Raw genomic sequence first — 19,350 nt, forward strand, 5'->3', positions numbered from 1 at the left:
ACAGGCAGGACGAATACAGGCCATGAGTTGCCAGCCTATTGTCTTTTCAGGGCGATGGCGCCTCTGCGCCGCTGCCATTGTGGCCAGTACGGTGGCATGGGGGCAACCCGGCCACGCACACGGGCCAGACGCCCCTGCCCCTGATCCGCTACAGGCCGCCTGCACGGCGCTGCACGCTCCGCCCGTGCTACAGGTCTCGCTTCTGTTCGGCCTCAACCGGCCTGATGGCGGGCATGTCAGCCAGCGTGACTGGACCCATTTTGTGCGTGACATCGTCACCCCGCGCTTTCCCGCCGGTTTTTCGGTCCTGCGCATGACGGGGCAATGGCGGGATGAACGCAGCGGACGCATCATACGCGAACCCTCTCGCATCATATGGGTGGCAACTCCTTTCACCTCCGACCTCAGGCCACAACTTGAGGCGATACGCCAGGCCTATCGCCAGCGCTTCGGGCAGGATTCCGTGGGACTGGTCATCACGCCGGGCTGCGCCGCGTTCTGAGAAGAGGCTTCCGGACTTTAGTTTCACTCGTCATGCTTCTCTTAACTTGAGGAGTTTAAAGTGCTTACGTTATCAAATTTATTGAAAATTTAGTTCACGGTCTATGAACGGAAAAACGTGGTTTCAAGATAATCCCGTACCAGAGGGCTTTGCCCGCTCGGGCGTGCAATTCTGCCAATAAAACTGCCATCATAAGCATGGCCAGGATGGCCCAGACCTTTCGCATTCTCTTTAAAAAAGCCCGGTTGCGCTTCAGATCCCATTCGGGTGAATCATCCAGGCGGAGTTCGGCATCCAGACCACCTTCCTCATACAGTTGACCCAGCACTCATTACCCTTCAGGCGCGCCCGTACCACTCAAAGGCCTGGGAAATATCTTGTGCCACGCCGTACAGCCCCATCTGGCAAGCCCGACCGACTGCGAACATGCCCTGTCCGCTTCCTTCCGCGGCGGCCTTTCGCATCCGTTGCCGTGCCGAACTGATGCCGCATGGAAACGGCCAGATGCAACATGACATCCGTGCTGCCTCTATCCGCCACTGCCTGCAGGCGTGCCCGTGACAGGGGCGCAGGCACGGGCCGGATGGGCGCGTCATGTGCTTCCGTCGTGATGTAATCATCAAGGATGGTCAGTATTTCCGCATCCGGAATATGTTTGGATTTTTCTTAAATCTGAAATTCTTCTGTTAACAAATACATTACTGAGATTAATAAATGAATATTAATTTCATATTATCATGAAATTGCATGACTGTATTATGCATGAAAACGATCAATAGATGAAAGTGCCGATTACTTTCAGGAAGGCAGCATGCCCTGAAGCCGACAGCCGGGGATCATGAAACGGTTCACCCCTTGCGCGGGCGGATCAGGCCGGGTCGCGGGTTGCATTGCGCGACTTTGTCAATGCGGGTTCAATCGGGTTACGTATGGCAGCCAGCGCCCCACAGCATGAAGGACCGGATAACCGTGACCCCACGCAAGATCATCATCGATACCGATCCGGGGCAGGACGATGCGATTGCCATCATGCTCGCCCTCGCCGCCCCTGAGCTTGACGTGCTGGGCGTGGTCAGCGTGGCGGGCAACGTGTCGGTGCAGCACACGACCACCAATGCCTGCAAGGTGCTGGAACTCACCGGGCGCACCGACATTCCGGTTCATGCCGGTTGCGCAGCCCCACTGCGCCGCACGCCCATTACCGCTGCGCATGTGCATGGCCAGACCGGCATGGATGGTCCCACCCTGCCCGACCCCATCCTGCGGCCCCACACGCAGCATGGCGTGGATTTCCTGATCGATACGATCAGGGCGCACCCCCCGGGCAGCATAACGGTGGTGACACTGGGGCCGATGACCAACCTGGCCATGGCGCTGGTCAAGGCGCCCGATATTGCACAGCGTATGGCGGGCCTTGTTTCCATGGCGGGCGCATGGGCACAAGGCGGCAATATCACGCCCAGCGCCGAGTTCAACGTCTATGCCGACCCCGATGCGGCCGATATCGTGCTGCGCCACGCCATTGCGCACACGCTTGTGCCGCTGGATGTGACCCATCGCTTTCTGGTCACACCGGCACGGATGGCGCAGCTCAGCGCGCTGAAGGGGCGCTGCGCGCGGGCGGCAGCGGCGATGCTGGGCTTTTCGGAGCGATTTGACCTGACCAAATACGGGTGGGACGGCGCGCCCCTGCACGACCCCTGCACCATTGGCTGGCTGCTCGCCCCCCACCTGTTTGCCGGGCGGGAGGTAAATGTATCAATTGAGGTAGATAGTCCGCTCATGCAGGGAGCCACGGCTGTTGACTGGTGGCATGTGACTGACCGGCCCCGTAACGCGCTTTTCCTTAATGACGTGGAAAGTGACGGACTATGGGCGCTGCTGCTGGCGCATCTGGAGCGCCTGCCCTGAAGCGTGCCGACTCGCAGGCCGTTTATTGCATTACGTAAAATAACCATCCTGATCCTGCCGCAATCCGGGGCTTACCTGCCAGCAGGAGGACGCCATGAAAAAGATGATTCTGGCTACTTTTACCGCCCTGCTCTTGCTCGGTACCCATAATGGAGCGCAGGCCCAGCCCTGGGGATGGCATGGCGAGCCACGCTGGCACGCACCCTATGGCGGCGGGCCACGCCACCCGCACTGGCGCGAGAGTGGCTGGCGCTATGGCCGCCCCCCACCACCACGTCGGTGGGCATGGCGGGCACCGCCGCCGCCCTATCCCTACTACCCTTACTGATGATGGAACCCGGCCCCGTGCCGGGTTTTTTCTATTTTACGCGATACCTGCAAAAATAATGGGGCAGCTTATTAACGATCAGGCTTGTGTCTGCCCATAATTCCACGTAGAAAATTGGACAGATGCCGAATAATTCACTTTATCGTATCGTATTTTTAGCGCCAGGCGATCAGAAACGGATAACCCGCCATCATGCCCCTGCTTGAATCCATCAACCTGCTTTATGTTCTCTCCGGTCTTGGCGTTGGCTTCCTTGTGGGCATGACCGGAGTGGGCGGTGGCTCGCTCATGACGCCGCTGCTGATCCTGCTGTTCAAGGTGCACCCGCAATCCGCCGTAGGCACCGACCTGCTCTATGCCGCCCTGACCAAGACGGTGGGCACGCTGGTGCACGGGCGCAAACAGTCGGTGGAGTGGCATGTGGTGGGCCGCCTGGCGCTGGGCAGCATACCGGCAACACTGCTGACCATTGCCGCCCTGCACTGGGCGGGCAGTCCCTCACCTGCGGTGACGCATGTCATCTCGGTCGCACTGGGCATTGCCCTGCTCATTACCGCGCCGAGTGTACTGTTCCGGCACAAATTGCAGGATCTCTCGCGCCGCAAGGCCGTTCCCATCGCCCCCGCCACGACCGCGCGCCTGACCACACTGCTCGGCGCGGTGCTTGGCGTCATGGTCACGCTGTCCTCTGTCGGCGCGGGTGCGATTGGCATGGCGGCGTTGATCTTTTTATACCCCGGCCTTGAAATCCGTCGCCTTGTGGGCTGCGACATCGCCCATGCTGTGCCGCTCACGGCCATTGCGGGCATGGGGCACTGGTGGATCGGGGATATCGACATGCCCCTGCTGGCGTCGCTGCTGTGCGGGTCTGTTCCGGGCATTATATTGGGCAGCCTGTGCATCGGCCTTATTCCTGACCGGGCGCAGCGGATCATACTGGCCGCCATCCTGCTGACAGTGGGCCTCAAGGTTATCTGACGCACACACCGGAGGTAGACCGGCAATAATCAGGGAAACGCTTTTCTCAGGAAAGGTCACTTCCCTGACCTTCCATCAATAGAAGTTTTTTAAAATATCTTCCTGATAATAGCGGTAAATCTGCTTTTTTTGCCTGATACAACAAAAAAACACCCGCTCCGTTACCGGAGCGGGTGTTTTGTGTTTACGTAACCGGGCTGGCTCAGACCAGCGTGTCGTCGGTGTTCTTCTTGCTGCGGCGCGTGCGGGTCTTGCGCGCGGGCTTTGCAGCAGGTGTTTCCTCGACTTCCTCGGCCACGGGCTCAACCACGACTTTACGGCCAAGCCCGATCTTCTGGGCGAGCGACGAGCGGTGTGCTGCATAGCTCGGCGCCGTCATCGGGTAGTTGGCGGGCAGGCCCCACTTCTCGCGATACTGCTCCGGCGTCATGCCGTAAGCGGTCTGCAGGTGGCGCTTGAGCATTTTCAGCTTCTTGCCGTCTTCAAGGCAGACGATGTAATCGGGGAAAACCGACTTCTTGATGGGCACGGCAGGCTGCAGCGGCGCGGGTTCAACCGCCTTTTCCGCCCCGAGCGCCTTGAGCGCAGTATAAACGGTCTCGACAAGGGTGGGGATCTGGTCGACAGCAACCGTATTGTGATTGGTGTGCGCGGCCACGATCTCGGTGGTCATGGATACCAGTTCGGTATGCGGGATTTCTTTATTATCCAATGTCGGTACTTTCCTTGGTGGTCGGGTCATCAGGGGATGATTGACCCTATGAGTAATAATCATGCGTGTATTATGCAACCACAATAAAGCATTTTAATCCGTATTTTTTACGCCACCCCCATTACAGCCCCGCCTGCTTTTGCCGCCAGCATAGGGTACATAGGGTGTGCCATGCTGTTCTTGCAGATCATGATTACATCATAATAATCCAACCATTATCCCGCTCCCAACATATATGCAATTATTTTGTTTATAATAATTAAATGAAGCGCGCCCGGCAAAGAGCCTGTTACTGCTTTTGCATTACGGATTTTTCATTGTATCCGCGTCAATAACAGGAACGGAGTATAAACACATAATGTTACGACAATTTTTAGGATTAACGGTTTATATTAAGATCGAAATATAATATATCTTCATCAATAATCACAAATGTTCCGATTCATTATGCATGCCAGAAGGCAGGACCCTCCATCATGTCTTGCCAAAATACTTTTATATATCAGCACTTTTCCAGCATAATTCTTGAATACAGTATTCATGATCGCACCATACCGCCACATGGGCACTGCATGCCCCGGGACATGGGCCCGCAATAAAGAGACCACCCCTCATAGCCGGGTTCACGCTATTGTAATGCACTGTATAACGGGCTGCATTGCAGGCATTGCCCATCAGTACCCGCCCTTCCCTGTTGTTATGACAGGCGGCGTGTTACTTATGATTCGCCCCCCGGCCCCCGCAGGCAGGCTGGCGAAATATCCATTATGTAATGAATTGTAATTTTGATCAGGTCTCGAATCCCGACCTAACGCAGGCCATCAACCATAACGTGCGGGAGGCCCCGGCTGCATTTTTCCACCCGCGCCACAATATCATAGGTCTGGCCCAGCGTTGCGGGCGTAATAACGGCCTGTGGCGGGCCTGCGGCAATGATCCGCCCTTCGCGCAGGATCACGTCGTAATCGGTCATCCGCACGGCAATATTGAGGTCATGCAGCACCATCACGGTCACGATCTGCCGTGAAGCGGTTTCACGCTGCAGGATGTCCATCACCGCAAACTGGTGGTGCAGGTCGAGTGCGCTGAGCGGTTCATCAAGCAGCAGGGCATCGGGGTGGCGGCCAAGCGCCTGTGCCAGCCCCACAAGCTGCCGCTGCCCGCCCGAGAGTTCATCCATATACCGCATGGACAGATCGGCTATGCCAAACACATCGAGCATATGCAGGGCGGCATCGATTTCATCGCCCTGCACATCGGATGGAACAACGCCGGTGGCATGCTGGGCCGCGAGCATGGATTCCAGCACCTGCAGGTGCACCATGGCAGGCAGGGCCTGCGGCAGGTACAGGCAGCGCCGGGTGCGCTGAGCCAGATTGAGCCGTGTCAGGTCATCAGCGCCCAGCATGACCCTGCCGGTTGCCTCGCCCAGCCCGGCCATGGCGCGCAGCAGCGTTGACTTGCCGCTGCCATTGGGGCCAAGCAGCGCCGAGACCCGGCCGGGCGGAAATGGTCCGGCACTTATATCATCCAGCACCGTGCGCCTGCCGTAGCGCACGGTCATGTGCTCGCAGTACAGCCTATCCATCAGTTCATGCTCCGCCTGCGCAGCACAATGGCCAGAAAGAACGGGATGCCAACCAGTGCTGTCACAATACCGGTGGGAATGACCACGCCCGGCAGCAGGTTACGCGCCGCGATGGATGAGAGCGACATGACCAGCGCGCCCACCAGCATGCTGCCCGGCAGGTAGAAACGGTGGTCCTCGCCCAGCAGGCGGCGGGCGATATGCGGCGCCACCAGCCCCACGAAACCGATCGTGCCCACAAAGGACACGGCCAGGGCCGACAGGATGCTCACCCGCAGCAGCGCGCCACGCCGCACGCGCGGCACATCCACGCCCAGGCTCGCGGCGCGTTCCTCCCCCATGCGTAGCACGGTCAGCTTCCATGATGCGGCAAAGGAAAGAGGGGCCACGATCACGCAGGCGGCGGCCAGCAGGCCCAGCTTGGGCCATGTTGCCCGGGTCAGGCTGCCCATGGTCCAGAACACAAGGTCCTGCAACGCATCTTCATTGGCCACGAACTGCAGCAGCGACACCAGTGCATGAAAGGCGAAAACAAGCGCGATGCCAAACAGCACCACCGTGCCGGTGCCCGCATTGCGCCTGCGCGAGACCATGTCGAGCAGCAGCACCGAGCCTATGGCAAAAACGAACGCATCGCCCGACACCACCCATGCATCGGGCACGCCGGGCAGCCGCCAGCCCAGAATAATGGCGAGTGATGCGCCAAACGCCGCCGCGGCCGAGACCCCGAGCGTAAACGGGCTTGCCAGCGGGTTGGCCAGCACGGTCTGCATTTCCGCGCCCGCCAGCCCCAGTGATGCCCCGACACAGACCGCCATGAGCGCATAGGGCAGCCTGATCTGCCATACGATCACGCCCTGCCCTGCGGGTACGTGGTGCGGGTGCAACAGGGTGCGGATGAGCGCTGAAGGCGAAAGCCCCGATGGCCCGAGCGAGAAATCAAGCACTACCGAGGCCACGATCAGCGCAAGCAGCAGGCCAAGCAGCCCCATGCGCCGCCGCAGCAAGCTCTGGTAGCGCCCGCGCACCTCACGCGCATAAACCGACAGGCCCGCGGAGGGGGAAACACAAGGCGTGCCGATCGGTTCCTCAGGGACGCGCATCAATCCAGAAGGTCCCTTCCTGCTTTACGGGGAGGAAACGGCCGTAGAGTTCCTTCTGCGTGGCATCGGGGTCGATATCGGCAAACAGGTCGGGGTGAAACCACTTCGCCATGACTTCGATGGCGAGAATATTGTATGGCGAATCATAAAACGAATGCCAGATGCCATGCGCATGCCCATCCGTTACGGCGCGTAGCGATGAAATGCCGGGGCGTTCCATGACCTTGAGCAACGAGGCGCGGGCCACATCCGGCATCACTTCCGCACCCATGCGCACGCCGGGCCCGCTGGCCTTTGGCCCCTTGGTGCCATCAGCAATATAGATGTCGGGGTCAGAGGCGATCACTTTTTCGAGGTCAATATCACCAATATAGCCCGGCAGGAGCGGGGCCGCGATGTTCTGGCCGCCAGCGGCTGCAATAAACGCCCCCATATTGCCCTTGCCCGCCGTGTGGCAGCAGCTCTCGCGCATGGCGGCCAGCATTTCAATGAACACCTTTGGCTTCTGGCTTTCGGGCAGCGGGGCCACACGATCGGTAATGCGCTTGAGGTGCGACTGATAGAAGTCAAGATAATCAGCAGCTTCGCGCTCGCGGTGCAGCACCTGACCAAGGATCTGCATGGAGCGGATGGTGTCCTTTACCGGGTCGGCGCGGAAATCGACGAAGATGACCGGAATATGCGCGCTTTCAAGCTGGCCCACGAGTTCGCTCGCCTTGCCCGGCCCATGGCCCGACACGGTCAGGATCGCAAGGTCGGGGTGCAGGTCGAGCACGCGTTCGGGGCTGACGGTATCCGCCGTGGTCTTGCCGATCAGCGCGACATCCGCCGCCTGCGGAAAGGTGGCCACATACTGGTCATAGCTCTGCGTATCCGCCCCGCGGAACTCACCCTGCCAGCCCACGATCCGGTCAAACAGGTGCTGTTTTTCCAGCGGGGCAAGGGCGTAGATCAGCCGCCCTTCCCCCAGTATGATGCGATGGACACTGACCGGCACGTCAACCTTGCGGCCTGCAAGATCGGTCACGGTATCAGCCCGCGCGGCAGGGGCGTAACCCGCAAGCCCCATGGCCATGACCGCGCCACAGGCCACGGCCCGCCATCCGTCCAGTATCCGTTTCATGATGATACCCTGCTTATTTCTGGGGATAGGCGAAGTTGAATTTCTCGCTGAACGGCTGCCAGAAGCCCGGCGTGCCGGTTTCCTTGTCTACATGGTGCAGGAAGCCGTTCTGCTCGGGCGAGGAATAGGTCAGCACCACCGTATAGCGGCCCGGGCCGTTCATCTGCACGTTATCGGCATAATGCGGGCCATCCTTGGCAGTCATGAAGTGCATGGTGCCCTCGGCCTTCCACGGCGTGCCATCCTTGGTCAGCCTGTAGCCGATGTTCAGATACGGCACCCAGGCGCCATCGGGGTAGCCCCACACGTTATCGGCCGTGGCATGCACGTCGGTTTCAAGGTGGATGGTGTCGGGCTTGGTGTTGTCCATCATGCCCGCGGGCATGGGGTCGACCATGATGCCGGTCAGGTAGCTTGAGGCGATTTCCATGTCATGTTCATGGACCGGGCCACCGATCGGGTATTCACGCGCCTGTGCAGCGGTGGAAAGAACAGGCAGCGCCGCGACGGCGAAGGCCAGAATGGAACATTTCTTGTTCATGATGACGGTTTCCATACTTAATTGAATTAAGTCCGGGTGCCTGCTGCCATTTATTGTTGTTTACAGTCACACCCGGGCCTGATCGCAGCTTCCCAACCGGCTGATTTCCAAGTCCTGATAATGATAATTGTTATCACTGTCAACGGATGGTATGCCCTCTCCAAGGTAACGGAGAGCCACCTGCCATGATCACCCACCCCTTCGCATTCATGCGCCTGCCCTATGCGGTCCTGATGGCGCTGGACAGTCGGATGTTCCACTTCTGGCTCCAGCCGGTCCATTACCTGATCCGCATCGTGCATATCATCAGCATGGCCATGTTCTTTGGCATGGACATGCTGTTCGACCTTGGCGTGCTCCGGCCCCGCATGGCCGCGCGCATCGCACCCGCAGCCCAGCTCATGGTGCGGCCACTGCACGTAACATTCGCCATCGCCATGGTCTCGGGCGTGGTGCTGTTCTTTTATGACCCGGTGCATATCGGCAGCCGCGCGTATCTTACCCCCAAGCTGCTGCTCATTACGCTGGCCATGCTCAACGCGCTGTGGTGCCACCGCAGCGTCTATCTGCCCGTGCTGCGCGGCAATGCCGCCATGAGCGTGCGCGGGCGCATCGGGGCCAGTCTTTCGCTGCTGTTGTGGAGCGGGGTGATGATCATGTCGTGTCTCAACAGCGAAGGCGTGCCCAAGGTTTTTCTGAGATAATGGCAGGATTGCAATATGCGCATACCGGTTTGAATTGACGGTTTCACGTCGAAATGTAATTGAGAGTCATTATTAATGATAACAATTCTCAATACGGCGGACCCCAATGAGCCCCTCATCCCTCGTGACTGCCATAGCCAGATATGCCTTTATCCGCTGCCCGGGCCTTCAGCCCGCCAGCCTGACGCGCCACCGCCTGCGCGCGGGCTCCTGCCTGGTCTGCTTCGGGCTGGTGCTGCCTGCAACCGGCTTCGCGCAGGTGCAGACCCAGATCGAGGAAGACCGCGCCCGCCTCGGCAACTCCACCCCGCTGGTTGAACAGATCGACCCCGCCACGGTGCGTGATTCCGAACGCGCCACCGCCGAGGCGGAAGAAAAAGCCGCAGGCGATGGCGACAAGCTCGATACAAGCGGCAACCTGCTGGGCAACATGTGGGGCGCACGGCCGTGGCTATACAAACATGGCATCAGCTTTGACATTCAGGAAGTCGATGAAGTCTGGGGCAACGGTACCGGCGGCACGGCTTCGGGCAATGACATGGGGGCCGGGTCCGGCACCGGGCCGTCCTATGACGGCGTGACCATGCCCACCCTGACCGTCGATACCGAAAAGCTGTTCGGGCTGAAGGGCGGCCTGTTCAATGTCAGCGCACTACAGACCCGCGGGCGCTCGATCTCGCAGGATCATCTGGCCAATTTCAACCCCGTCAGCGGGTTCGAGGCCGATCGCTCCACGCGGCTGTTCGAGCTGTGGTACCAGCAGTCCTTTCTCAATGGCAAACTGGATGTGAAAATCGGCCAGCAGGATCTCGATACCGAGTTCCTGATCAGCGATTACGCCTCGCTTTACCTCAACGCCAATTTTGGCTGGCCCATGGCGCCTTCGGTCAACCTGTATGGTGGCGGCCCATCCTGGCCGCTGTCCTCGCCCGCCATCCGCATCCGCTACCGCCCGAGCGAGAAGTTCACCTTCATGTTCGCCGCCGCCGATGACAACCCGCCGGGCAACCGGTACAATTCCCTGCCCATCCAGCAGGCGACCGGCGCGGCCCTCGGCAGCAACTCCGACCCCACCAGCCAGACCTATAACGGCGCTAACGGCACCAACTTCAACATGGGCACCGGCGCGCTGCTGATGACCGAACTGCAATACGCCATCAACCCCCAGCCCGCCGATATGTCGAACGTGACCAAGAACCCCGGCCTGCCGGGCGTGTACAAGCTGGGCGGGTATTACGACACCGCGAAGTTTGCCGATTACCGCTATAACAATATGGGCCAGGCGCTCGGCGGCCCGAATGACACCACCGGCATACCGCGCTGGGACCGGGGCAACTGGATGGTGTACGGCATCATAGACCAGATGATCTGGCGGCCCTCGCTCAGGTCAGCCCGGTCGCTCGGCCTGTTCGCGCGCGCCACGGGCAATGGCGGGGATCGCAACCAGATCAGCTTCGCCATTGATGCGGGCCTGAACCTCAAGGCGCCGTTCAAGGGCCGCGACAACGACACGATCGGGCTGGGCTGGGGCATTGGCCGCGCCAGTTCGGGCCAGCGCCAGTTTGACCGCAACGTGGCCCAGACGGCCGGGGCCGGTACCTACAACCCGGTGCAGGGTAATGAAAACCACCTTGAACTGACCTATCAGGCGCAGGTCACGCCGTGGATGGTGATGCAGCCTGACTTCCAGTATGTCTGGCACCCTTCGGGCACTGTGGCGGACTGGACTGGCATGCGCCGCGTCGGCGATGAGGCAATTTTTGGCCTGCACAGCAATATTACGTTCTGAATGTCTTGATTTAAGAAGATAACCCGCACCCTGTCAGGACATTTCTGGAGTGCCGCCTTTTTTAAAAGGCGGCACGTTGGTGTGTGTCACCATATCATAAGCAGCATTTATCAAAATATCATGACAAACGATTGGACCCCTCCATAGGGCTGCCTTCATCCTCCGCCACATCTGGCCTTACAGGCTGAACCCGGCACATGATGTAAAGGCATAAGACAATGGGGGGACAGAGCACCGCATTTCCCCTGCACGGCGCCCCGGATACGGGCCTGCTGCGCCATATCCGGCGTTTTTCATGGATTTACGCGCCTTCGCTGGCCGATCTGGGCTTTGCGGTGCGCACGTCGTGCGCCGCTATCCTCTCGCTGCTCATCGCCATGTGGATGGAACTCGACAGCCCGCAATGGGCACCGCTGACCGTGTGGGTCGTGGCGCAGTCCTCACGCGGGGAGAGCCTGTCAAAGGCGCGATGGCGGATTGTGGGCACGCTGGCGGGCAGTGTGGCCGCGATTACGCTCATGGCCGCCTTTCCGCAGGCCCCGGCCATGTTCTTTGTCTGCCTGGCACTCTGGATCGGGCTGTGCTGCGCCCTTGCCACCCTGCTTGATCAGTATCGCGCCTACGGGCTGGTGCTGACGGGGTTCACCTCCGCCATCATCGCAACCGGGGCCATCGTGCAGCCCGATGATGTGTTTGCCGTAAGCGTTGCGCGTAGCAGCTACATCATACTGGGCGTGCTGTGCGAGGCGGTGCTAGCCGTACTGTTCATGCCCAACATGGTCGAACGCACCCGCGCGCAGTTGCAGGCGCGGCTGGACGATACATTCCACGCCACCTGCGCCGCCATTCCGCAATTACTGGGCATGACCGCGCCTGCTGCCCGGCAGGCCGCGACCGGCAGGCTGCTGGACCGGATCATGGCTTTTAGCGGGCAGATCGAATTCGCGGCCCTCGAACTCGGGCCGCGCAACCGGGTGGGCGATCATGCCCGCCGCGCGCTGGCGGGCATGCTGGTCATGCTTGCCCATGCCCGCGCCCTGCAGATCCTCTCCCCCCGGCCTGATGCCAGCCCCCTGCCCGCGCATGAGCCACCCGAGCGCGCGCTGGCCACATGGCTGCACGACCATGCGCCCCCGCCCGACCCTGACAACATGGCGGCACACGCCTGGCAGCCGGTTGCCGTGGCGCTGACGCATGAAGCCACGGTGGTGCATGATGAAATGCTGGCCTGCCAGGCCACCCGCCATGACGACCGGTTCCGCTTCAGCCTGACCTCGCGCCGCCATGCGCGTGAGGCGGTGCATAACGGCATCCGCTCCAGCACTGCCATCATGATGGCAGCCGTGATGTGGGAGATCACGGCATGGCATCATGGCCCGGCCTTCATCTCGTTCGTGGCGCTGATCTACGGGCTGATGGCCACGCGCGAGAACCCGCTGGTCGCCACCCTTCCCTTCCTCAAGGGGGGGCTGTGGTGCACGGCCACCGCCGCCATCATGGCGCTGTGGGTCATACCGGCCATCACCTCGCCCGAGATGCTGCTCGCGGCCCTGCTGGTGCCCATGACCATTGGCGGGCTGGCCGCGCGCAGGCCGCAGCTTGCGGGCCATGCCTTCTCGTTCAACATGTTCCTGCCCGTGCTGATCGGCCCGATGAACCAGGGGCGGTATGACGAGGTCGCCTTTCTCAACAACGCGCTGGCCTTCGTGGCCAGTATCGTGTTCGTTCTGCTGACCTACAGGCTGGTCATCCCCTTCCGGCTTGATGTGCATATCCGCCGCACCGCTGCGGCCATAAACCGCCGGCTGCGCCATCTGGCCCAGAGCCGCGATCGCACCAATGCCACGGCGTGGCTGGGCGCCTGCGCGGCAAGCCTCGTACGCATCCTGCATCAGGCCACCGCCGTGCCGCAGCCTACCGTCAATGCCTGCCTGAGCGAGCAGATCGGGGCGATGACGGTGGGCCTGTACATCATCCGCCTGCGCGACATGTTGCGCACGGGCGCACTGCCGCCACGGGCCATGCGCATGGTCGCGCTTTTTCTGGCGCGGTGGCAGCGCGGGCAGGCTGGCCCCACCACCGCACATGTGCTGGCCTGGCTGCGCCATGAACAGACCCGCCCCCATGCGGCGCACGACCGCGCAAGCCTGGCCGAGGCCGTGGCCTGCCTGCACATCATTGCCGCAAGCCTGCATGAGCATGAGCCGGACGTGCCATGGTAAGGTGACAAAATATGTCGTATCGGATATGCCATGAGCGCATTATTATCACATGCACAAAAGGGACTATTTCATGCGTAAGATTGTTACAGCTGCCGCCATCGCGGCCATCACATGCGTTACCGCCACCGCGCAGGCCGAGCCGGGCGGCTGCCTGAAATATGGCGCCGTAGGGGCCGTGGGCGGCCATGTAGCAGGTAAGCACACCATGCTCGGCGCTGCCGCCGGTTGCGTGACCGGCATGTACAAGCGCCACGAATACCGCAAGGAAGCCCGTGCCAAAGCCAAGCTGTATGACCAGGAACACCCCGGCGCGAAGGGCACCTACATGGAGAAGGCAACGGCCTATGACGTGGAACACTCGACCACGCCGGGCAAGATGACGCCTGAAACCCCGGCCACCACTCCCGCGCAGCCGGACAGCAGCGCGAAGATGTAAGCTTGCGGGTCCGCAGGGCGCGTGCTTCGGGCCGCCCTGCGGACCCCTGCGCTTTACCCCTGCCCACACGGCCAAGGACCGCCATGCGCGCCATTCTCTTCCTGTTTCGCTCGACACTGGCCATTGCGCTGGTGGCAGGCCTTACATGGTGGCTGGCCGGGCCTTTCTTCCACATGCCAGTGCTCGGCGTGGCGCTGGCGGTGGAAGCCGTTGCCTTCTGGGTGTGCGGGCTGCTCTATACAGAGGACTATCCGCACCACATGGCCACGTTCGCGGGCATGACCATTGCGCTCGGGCTGCTGAGCATTGGCGTCATGCTGCCCTTTGCGCGGCAATATGTCATGATTCACCCGGCCTGACGGGCACGGACAATTATTTTTTCATATTGGCTCAATTTAAGGAAAACTATTATCCATAAATGAAGTTAATGGGATGTGGCTTTCGTGACACCACAACGTCTCCCAATCCCTAAACTTGGCGTCCCGTCTTCCGGCGGGACGCCCTTTTTTTTGCTCAGGCTTTCTGCAGGCCGGGCTGGCATAGGTCAACAACCTGCCATCGCGCCCCCTCACCTTGTCGGGCACCTTGAGCTCGGCTCGGCGCGCCATACATCCGGCCCCACCCGGACGGAGTGGCGGTGCGCATCGCCCTTCCCGTTCACCACATTGCCGGGACAATGCCGGTCGATGCACTGCAACAGGCGGTTGCGGCTGTACGGGGAGCCTGATCCGGGGCCCATGCTGCAAAACAGCTCACCCTGTGGGGTGCGAAGCCTTCTCCTGCCGAGAGGGCAACCATTTTTCGCTCAACGGCTTCCCCATCCCATCTGGTGCTGCTGGAAAAGACCGTTGCTGTGTAAGGATTTCAAAGAAAGCATTTGTGACAGTTTCATGAAATTTGCCTGTCCATGACAGGACAGACGTTTTCTGTTTCTGTCATTGTGTCATGATCCGCCTCAACGGCGCCCTGCGCACAAACCCCGCTTCATGCGCGCAGGCCACCAGATGAATACGCGCCTGACCCTGCCCTTTCGTAACCTCCAGTGTTGTTCAAGCCATACCATGACCAGATCCAGACCTGCCGCCCTTTTCGCCCACCCTGCATGGGGGCTGGGGCTGCCCCTTCTGGCGGGGCTGTTTGCCGCAGCCGCGCTGGCCAGCACGCCCTGCCCCGCGGCCGACCCGCTTGAGCCCACAACGCCCGAGACGGGATATTTCACCCCCGCCACCCAGCCGGATGCAACCGCCTACCTGCCACCTCCGCCCCAGCCCGGCACGGTGCGGCAGGCGAATGATGACCAGGCTTTCGCCGCCACCCGCGCCTTGCGGGGCAGTCCACGCTGGGCGCTTGCAACGGCGGATGCCGACCTGCATGAAAATGCGCTGCTGCACAGCTTCTCCTGTGCGGCCAGCCTGCCCCTGAGCACCAGAAATGCGCCAAAACTCAGCGCGATCATTCACAAGATGGATGTGTCGGAAATTGCCGACATGCGTCAAAGCAAGGCCTACTGGCACCGGCCGCGGCCCTTTATAGGGAACAGCCAGCCCATCTGCACCGAAAAGGATCGGGCGCATCTGGCCACGTCGGGCGCCTATCCTTCCGGCCACACCATGCTGGGCTGGAGCACGGCGCTTGTGCTGGCCGAACTGCTGCCTGACCGCGCAACGCAGATCCTGCAACGTGGCCGGGTGTTTGGCGAGAGCCGGATCATATGCGGCGTGCATTGGGAAAGTGACGTGCAGGCAGGCTACATGCTGGGCTCAGCCGAGATTGCCGCCCTGCATGGAAGCCCGGCCTTCCGCGCGGATATGGATACGGCCCGGACGGAACTGGCCGCCCTGCGCGGCAAGGCCCCAACGGCAGCGACGCCATCATGCGCCCTTGAGCAGGAGGCAGCCAGCCATTCGCCCCTGTAATGAATTCAACAGGCTCTGACCCAGCGTCGATTTATCGCCGCCCCGTGCCTCACTATGTCATTGCGTTGCAACAGGATGTGGATTTGTGAACACAGGCATGGGCCAAATCACATGAAGGCCGCCGCCCGCGCGGAGGACGATATAGGCAGTGCGCCTGCTTTATAATAGGATCGACTAGGAAACGATTGAAAAGCCTGTTTTTCCGACGGCTTCAAATAATTGCCATATCTGGAAACGATCGATGAAAAAAAGACTGCTGGCCGCCCTGTTCTCCCTTTCCCTTCCCGCAGCGCCTGCCCTCGCGGCGGATGGCGCAGCCCTGTTCCAGACCAACTGCAGCGCCTGCCACCAGGCCGATGGCCAGGGCGTGCCCGGGCAGTTCCCGCCGCTGGCCGGGCGCGTAAGCAAGATCGCCGCAACACCGGAAGGCAGGCAGTATGTCATTGCCGTGGCGCTGAATGGCCTGATGGGGCCGATTACCGCTGCGGGCAATACCTATGCAAGCTTCATGCCGCCCTTCAAGACCCTGCCCGATGACCAGATCGCAGCCATTCTGAACCATGTTGCGGGCCTGCCCTCAGGCCCCGATGCAACCGTGTTTACTGCTGAAGACGTTGCCGCGGGCCGCAAGGAATCCCTGACCCCACCCGCCGTAATTGAAAAGCGCAAGGCGCTTGACGCGCAGCATCCGCTGCCCTGAGCCGCAGGCACAAAAAAGGGGGATCGAGCCGATCCCCCTTTTTTTATGGCGTTTGGCAAGAATGCCGCCTTTTTGACAAGGCGGCATGCGGAAAGGTTTATTTGCCCGGCGCGCGCACGGCCGTGGTCTCGATTTCAATCAGCCATCCCGGATTGGCCAGATGCGCCACGCCAAAGGCCGAGCGCACCGGCAGGTTGGGCTGCTTGGCCGAAGGACCGTAGAACTGGGTGTAGGCTTTCATCATGCCGTCAAAGTCAAGCTTGCCCAGCTTGGGGTCTTCCACCATGTAGACATGCATCTGCACCACGTCGCCCATGCCCAGACCCAGCTTTTTCAGCTCATCCTGAATGCGCTGCAGGGCTGCATAGGTCTGCGCCTGCGTATCGCCATAGGCGGCAAGGCTCTTGGGGTCGGCCTTCTTGTCCTGCACCGGCGCGCCCATGCCGCTGAGATAGACGGTGGAGGCCCCCGCAGGCACCTCGATGGCGGTGGAAATGGGGAATTTCCCCTCCACATGGCGCACGATACCATCATCGGCATAAGCAGGCATGGCAGCCGCCATGCCGCCAAGAACGGCCATGGCGGCAACGGTTTTTTTCAGGTCGAACATTCTCTTACTGCTCCTGTGGTGTTGCGGGGGGCCGCTGGGCCGCCACGTCAGACGCACTTACGGCATCGGTATAGTGATTGCCAAAATGGGTGCGGATATAATTCACCACATTGGCGATCTGGTCATCTTTGAGCGTGCCTGAAAACCACGGCATGCCACCATAACCATTCAGGATCACATAAACCGGGTAGGCGCTGCTCTGCAGCTTGGCGTTGCCTGCAAAGGCCGGGAACTGCGCCCCGGCCCCCATCGCGCCCTTGCCATCAGGCATGTGGCAGCCCTGGCAGACATGGCGGTACACATCCTCGCCGGTATTGAGCGGCTGCACGCTGCCCACCACGGCGGCGGCGCTATCGGCGCGCGCGGGGCCAACGGGGGCGGCAAGCAGCGGCAGGGCCGCAAGCGCGGACAGGAGAAGGATCTTACGCATCAGCTGGCTCCCTGCGCGCGCTTGTGCAACTGGGTTACGGCATCAAGGGCGGACAGGATGGCGCCTTCCTGCCAGCAGCCGACATAGGATGCGTGCTCGCCTGCCAGAACCACGCGGTTATCCATCGCGCACAGGGCCTTGTAGTGGGTCTTGCGGGCCTGCTCGCTCCACATCGAGCAGCAGCCCATGGACCACGGCACGCGGCTCCAGGCGAAGCTCACGCCGTTGGAGAATTCCTTGCGGTAATGCCTGGGGTGGATGGCCTCGCCCTGTGCCAGCGCGTGCTCGATGCGCTCCTGCGGCGTCATGCCCGCAAAATCGTAGGCTGCCGGGCCAAACATGTAGCCGCCAAGCAGCACGGCTGGCCCGCGCGAGAAGTAACCATGGCTGGGATAGGAGATCTGGCTGATGGGCTGGTCGGTAAAGCTGATGCCGCCGTAGATCTGGTCTTCTTCCTCCCAGAAGCGGCGCTTGAACTCCAGCCCGAGCTTGACGGAGGAGGCATAGGGCACCGCCATGATCGCGGCCTTGAGCGGCGCGCTGACCTGCACGTCAAGCTGCGAGAGCACGGGCAGCGGTATGGTGCATACGCAGTAATCGGCCTTGGCCTCACGCACGACGCCGCCATGGTTCATGTCGTTATAGGTAACGCTTACGCCCTTGTCGTCCTGATGGATGGACGTGACCTTGCAGTTGAGCGTGATGAGATCGTGCACCTGGCGGTTGAAGCCCTTGCCGATCATGTCCATGCCGCCCACGGGCTGGAACATGGTGGTCTGCATGTCGAGGCGTTCGTGGAAGGCCATCCACGTCCACAGGCCCGAACCCAGCACGTCCTTGCGGTCGAACAGGTCAGAGGGCACCGGCTCGCCATTCAGGCCGCCGCCCTGCGCCTTTTCATAGCCACGACATTCGGAGCTGATCACGCCCTTGCGGTAGTTCAGCCCGGAATCAAGGCTGCCCCACTGGCGCATGGCCGTGCGCAGGTGCTCGCGCTCATCAGGCGAGACCACATCATCAAGCTTGTGCTGGTCAATCGCCTTGCCCAGCAATTCGGCGGTAAAGCCATTGAAGTCAGCGGCATACTCGCGGTAGCGCACGGCCTTGCCGCCAAATGCCTTGCTCGAATGCAGCCATGAATTGTGGTTGAGCTCGACAAACGGCTCGAGTTCCACACCAAATTCCCGGCAGTAATGCAGCAGGCCCTGATGGTGGTAGGGAATGCGCCACGGGCCGGGATTGATGTAGTTGCCCGATGCGAAACCGACCTTCTGGGTGGCGCCGCCAAGCTCGGTTACCGTGTCACCGCCACGCAGGCTGATGTTGCGGCCACCGGCGCGCCCCTGAAACTCCAGTATCTGAACCTGATAGCCCGCCTTGCGTAGTTCGTAAGCGGAAAGCATGCCCGCAAGCCCTGCGCCAAGCACCAGCACGCGGGTGCCGCGCTTTGCACCCGACAGAACGGGCGGCGCGGTAAAGTCCGTGCCCTGCGCATGGCCCATGGAAGTCATGGCTTGATACAGCGCGGCACTACCGGCCAACGTACCGATACGGGTAAGGAGTTGCCTACGCGTGGGGGCTTTGCGTGGATGAGCGTTTGTCATCAAGAAATCCCAAGCAATCAACGAAAACAGCTCATTACCCTTAACCAACAAACAGGAACTTAACCATATCTGCTCCGAAATCATTTTTTATCGGAACGATTGATGTTGCTGTTATGCAACATCAAGCTACAGCCCCGCGCCCTATAGGCCACT

Annotated in this window: 20 protein-coding genes; 11 read left to right on the top strand and 9 right to left on the bottom strand. The window is 60.8% G+C overall.

What is annotated here, in order from left to right:
• The first annotated feature begins 22 nt into the window (after positions 1-22).
• Positions 23-502, top strand: coding sequence for a DUF3574 domain-containing protein (locus R5N89_RS07805; protein ID WP_110569308.1), 480 nt, complete (start codon positions 23-25; stop codon positions 500-502).
• A 94-nt stretch (positions 503-596) separates the two neighbouring features.
• Here R5N89_RS07805 and R5N89_RS07810 read toward each other — a convergent pair whose 3' ends face one another.
• Positions 597-830 (bottom strand): hypothetical protein, encoded by a 234-nt coding sequence (locus R5N89_RS07810; protein ID WP_110569307.1) that lies wholly within the window; start codon positions 828-830, stop codon positions 597-599.
• 641 nt (positions 831-1,471) lie between these two features.
• Here R5N89_RS07810 and R5N89_RS07815 point away from each other — a divergent pair.
• From R5N89_RS07815 to R5N89_RS07825, 3 genes are all read left to right on the top strand, one after another.
• Positions 1,472-2,413 (top strand): nucleoside hydrolase, encoded by a 942-nt coding sequence (locus R5N89_RS07815; protein WP_110569306.1) that lies wholly within the window; start codon positions 1,472-1,474, stop codon positions 2,411-2,413.
• A gap of 94 nt (positions 2,414-2,507) precedes the next feature.
• On the top strand, positions 2,508-2,741 hold the full coding sequence (locus tag R5N89_RS07820; RefSeq protein WP_146220209.1) for a hypothetical protein: 234 nt from the start codon (positions 2,508-2,510) through the stop codon (positions 2,739-2,741).
• Positions 2,742-2,933: 192 nt separating this feature from the next.
• Positions 2,934-3,719: a sulfite exporter TauE/SafE family protein gene (locus R5N89_RS07825; protein WP_110569305.1), complete on the top strand. Its 786-nt coding sequence runs from the start codon at positions 2,934-2,936 to the stop codon at positions 3,717-3,719.
• A gap of 202 nt (positions 3,720-3,921) precedes the next feature.
• Here R5N89_RS07825 and R5N89_RS07830 read toward each other — a convergent pair whose 3' ends face one another.
• From R5N89_RS07830 to R5N89_RS07850, 5 genes are all read right to left on the bottom strand, one after another.
• A complete protein-coding gene (locus R5N89_RS07830) occupies positions 3,922-4,431 on the bottom strand; it encodes a MucR family transcriptional regulator (protein WP_110569304.1) in 510 nt (169 codons plus the stop codon).
• Between the two features lie 808 nt (positions 4,432-5,239).
• Positions 5,240-6,019: an ABC transporter ATP-binding protein gene (locus R5N89_RS07835; RefSeq protein ID WP_110569303.1), complete on the bottom strand. Its 780-nt coding sequence runs from the start codon at positions 6,017-6,019 to the stop codon at positions 5,240-5,242.
• The gene (locus R5N89_RS07840; RefSeq protein ID WP_110569302.1) at positions 6,019-7,122 is read right to left on the bottom strand and encodes an iron ABC transporter permease; all 1,104 of its coding nucleotides are present in this window, start codon (positions 7,120-7,122) and stop codon (positions 6,019-6,021) included. Before R5N89_RS07840 ends, R5N89_RS07835 begins: the two co-directional genes overlap by 1 nt.
• The gene (locus tag R5N89_RS07845) at positions 7,109-8,245 is read right to left on the bottom strand and encodes an ABC transporter substrate-binding protein (protein ID WP_110569301.1); all 1,137 of its coding nucleotides are present in this window, start codon (positions 8,243-8,245) and stop codon (positions 7,109-7,111) included. Before R5N89_RS07845 ends, R5N89_RS07840 begins: the two co-directional genes overlap by 14 nt.
• 13 nt (positions 8,246-8,258) lie before the next feature.
• Positions 8,259-8,801: an iron transporter gene (locus tag R5N89_RS07850; RefSeq protein WP_110569300.1), complete on the bottom strand. Its 543-nt coding sequence runs from the start codon at positions 8,799-8,801 to the stop codon at positions 8,259-8,261.
• 170 nt (positions 8,802-8,971) lie between these two features.
• On the opposite strand from R5N89_RS07850, the gene R5N89_RS07855 reads away from it, so the two are divergent.
• The 7 genes from R5N89_RS07855 to R5N89_RS07885 all read left to right on the top strand — a co-directional run bounded on the left by R5N89_RS07855 (position 8,972) and on the right by R5N89_RS07885 (position 16,553).
• On the top strand, positions 8,972-9,490 hold the full coding sequence (locus tag R5N89_RS07855; protein WP_110569299.1) for a hypothetical protein: 519 nt from the start codon (positions 8,972-8,974) through the stop codon (positions 9,488-9,490).
• Positions 9,491-9,596: 106 nt separating this feature from the next.
• Positions 9,597-11,279, top strand: coding sequence for a carbohydrate porin (locus R5N89_RS07860; protein WP_244192192.1), 1,683 nt, complete (start codon positions 9,597-9,599; stop codon positions 11,277-11,279).
• 218 nt (positions 11,280-11,497) lie between these two features.
• Positions 11,498-13,501: an FUSC family protein gene (locus R5N89_RS07865; protein WP_110569298.1), complete on the top strand. Its 2,004-nt coding sequence runs from the start codon at positions 11,498-11,500 to the stop codon at positions 13,499-13,501.
• Between the two features lie 70 nt (positions 13,502-13,571).
• Complete coding sequence (locus R5N89_RS07870) at positions 13,572-13,937, top strand: hypothetical protein (RefSeq protein ID WP_110569390.1); 366 nt, start codon at positions 13,572-13,574, stop codon at positions 13,935-13,937.
• Positions 13,938-14,020: 83 nt separating this feature from the next.
• Positions 14,021-14,296: a hypothetical protein gene (locus tag R5N89_RS07875; RefSeq protein WP_110569297.1), complete on the top strand. Its 276-nt coding sequence runs from the start codon at positions 14,021-14,023 to the stop codon at positions 14,294-14,296.
• Positions 14,297-14,998: 702 nt separating this feature from the next.
• On the top strand, positions 14,999-15,853 hold the full coding sequence (locus R5N89_RS07880) for a phosphatase PAP2 family protein (protein WP_110569389.1): 855 nt from the start codon (positions 14,999-15,001) through the stop codon (positions 15,851-15,853).
• Between the two features lie 241 nt (positions 15,854-16,094).
• Positions 16,095-16,553: a cytochrome c gene (locus tag R5N89_RS07885; protein ID WP_110569296.1), complete on the top strand. Its 459-nt coding sequence runs from the start codon at positions 16,095-16,097 to the stop codon at positions 16,551-16,553.
• A gap of 97 nt (positions 16,554-16,650) precedes the next feature.
• Here R5N89_RS07885 and R5N89_RS07890 read toward each other — a convergent pair whose 3' ends face one another.
• From R5N89_RS07890 to R5N89_RS07900, 3 genes are read right to left on the bottom strand one after another with little or no spacing between them, the layout of a single operon-like run.
• Positions 16,651-17,163: a RidA family protein gene (locus tag R5N89_RS07890; RefSeq protein WP_110569295.1), complete on the bottom strand. Its 513-nt coding sequence runs from the start codon at positions 17,161-17,163 to the stop codon at positions 16,651-16,653.
• 4 nt (positions 17,164-17,167) lie between these two features.
• The gene (locus tag R5N89_RS07895; protein WP_110569294.1) at positions 17,168-17,593 is read right to left on the bottom strand and encodes a cytochrome c; all 426 of its coding nucleotides are present in this window, start codon (positions 17,591-17,593) and stop codon (positions 17,168-17,170) included.
• Positions 17,593-19,197, bottom strand: a complete 1,605-nt coding sequence (locus tag R5N89_RS07900; RefSeq protein ID WP_110569293.1) for a flavin monoamine oxidase family protein — start codon at positions 19,195-19,197, stop codon at positions 17,593-17,595. Before R5N89_RS07900 ends, R5N89_RS07895 begins: the two co-directional genes overlap by 1 nt.
• Between the last annotated feature and the right edge of the window lie 153 nt (positions 19,198-19,350).

This window comes from Komagataeibacter sucrofermentans DSM 15973 (genome assembly GCF_040581405.1).
Lineage (GTDB): Bacteria > Pseudomonadota > Alphaproteobacteria > Acetobacterales > Acetobacteraceae > Komagataeibacter > Komagataeibacter sucrofermentans.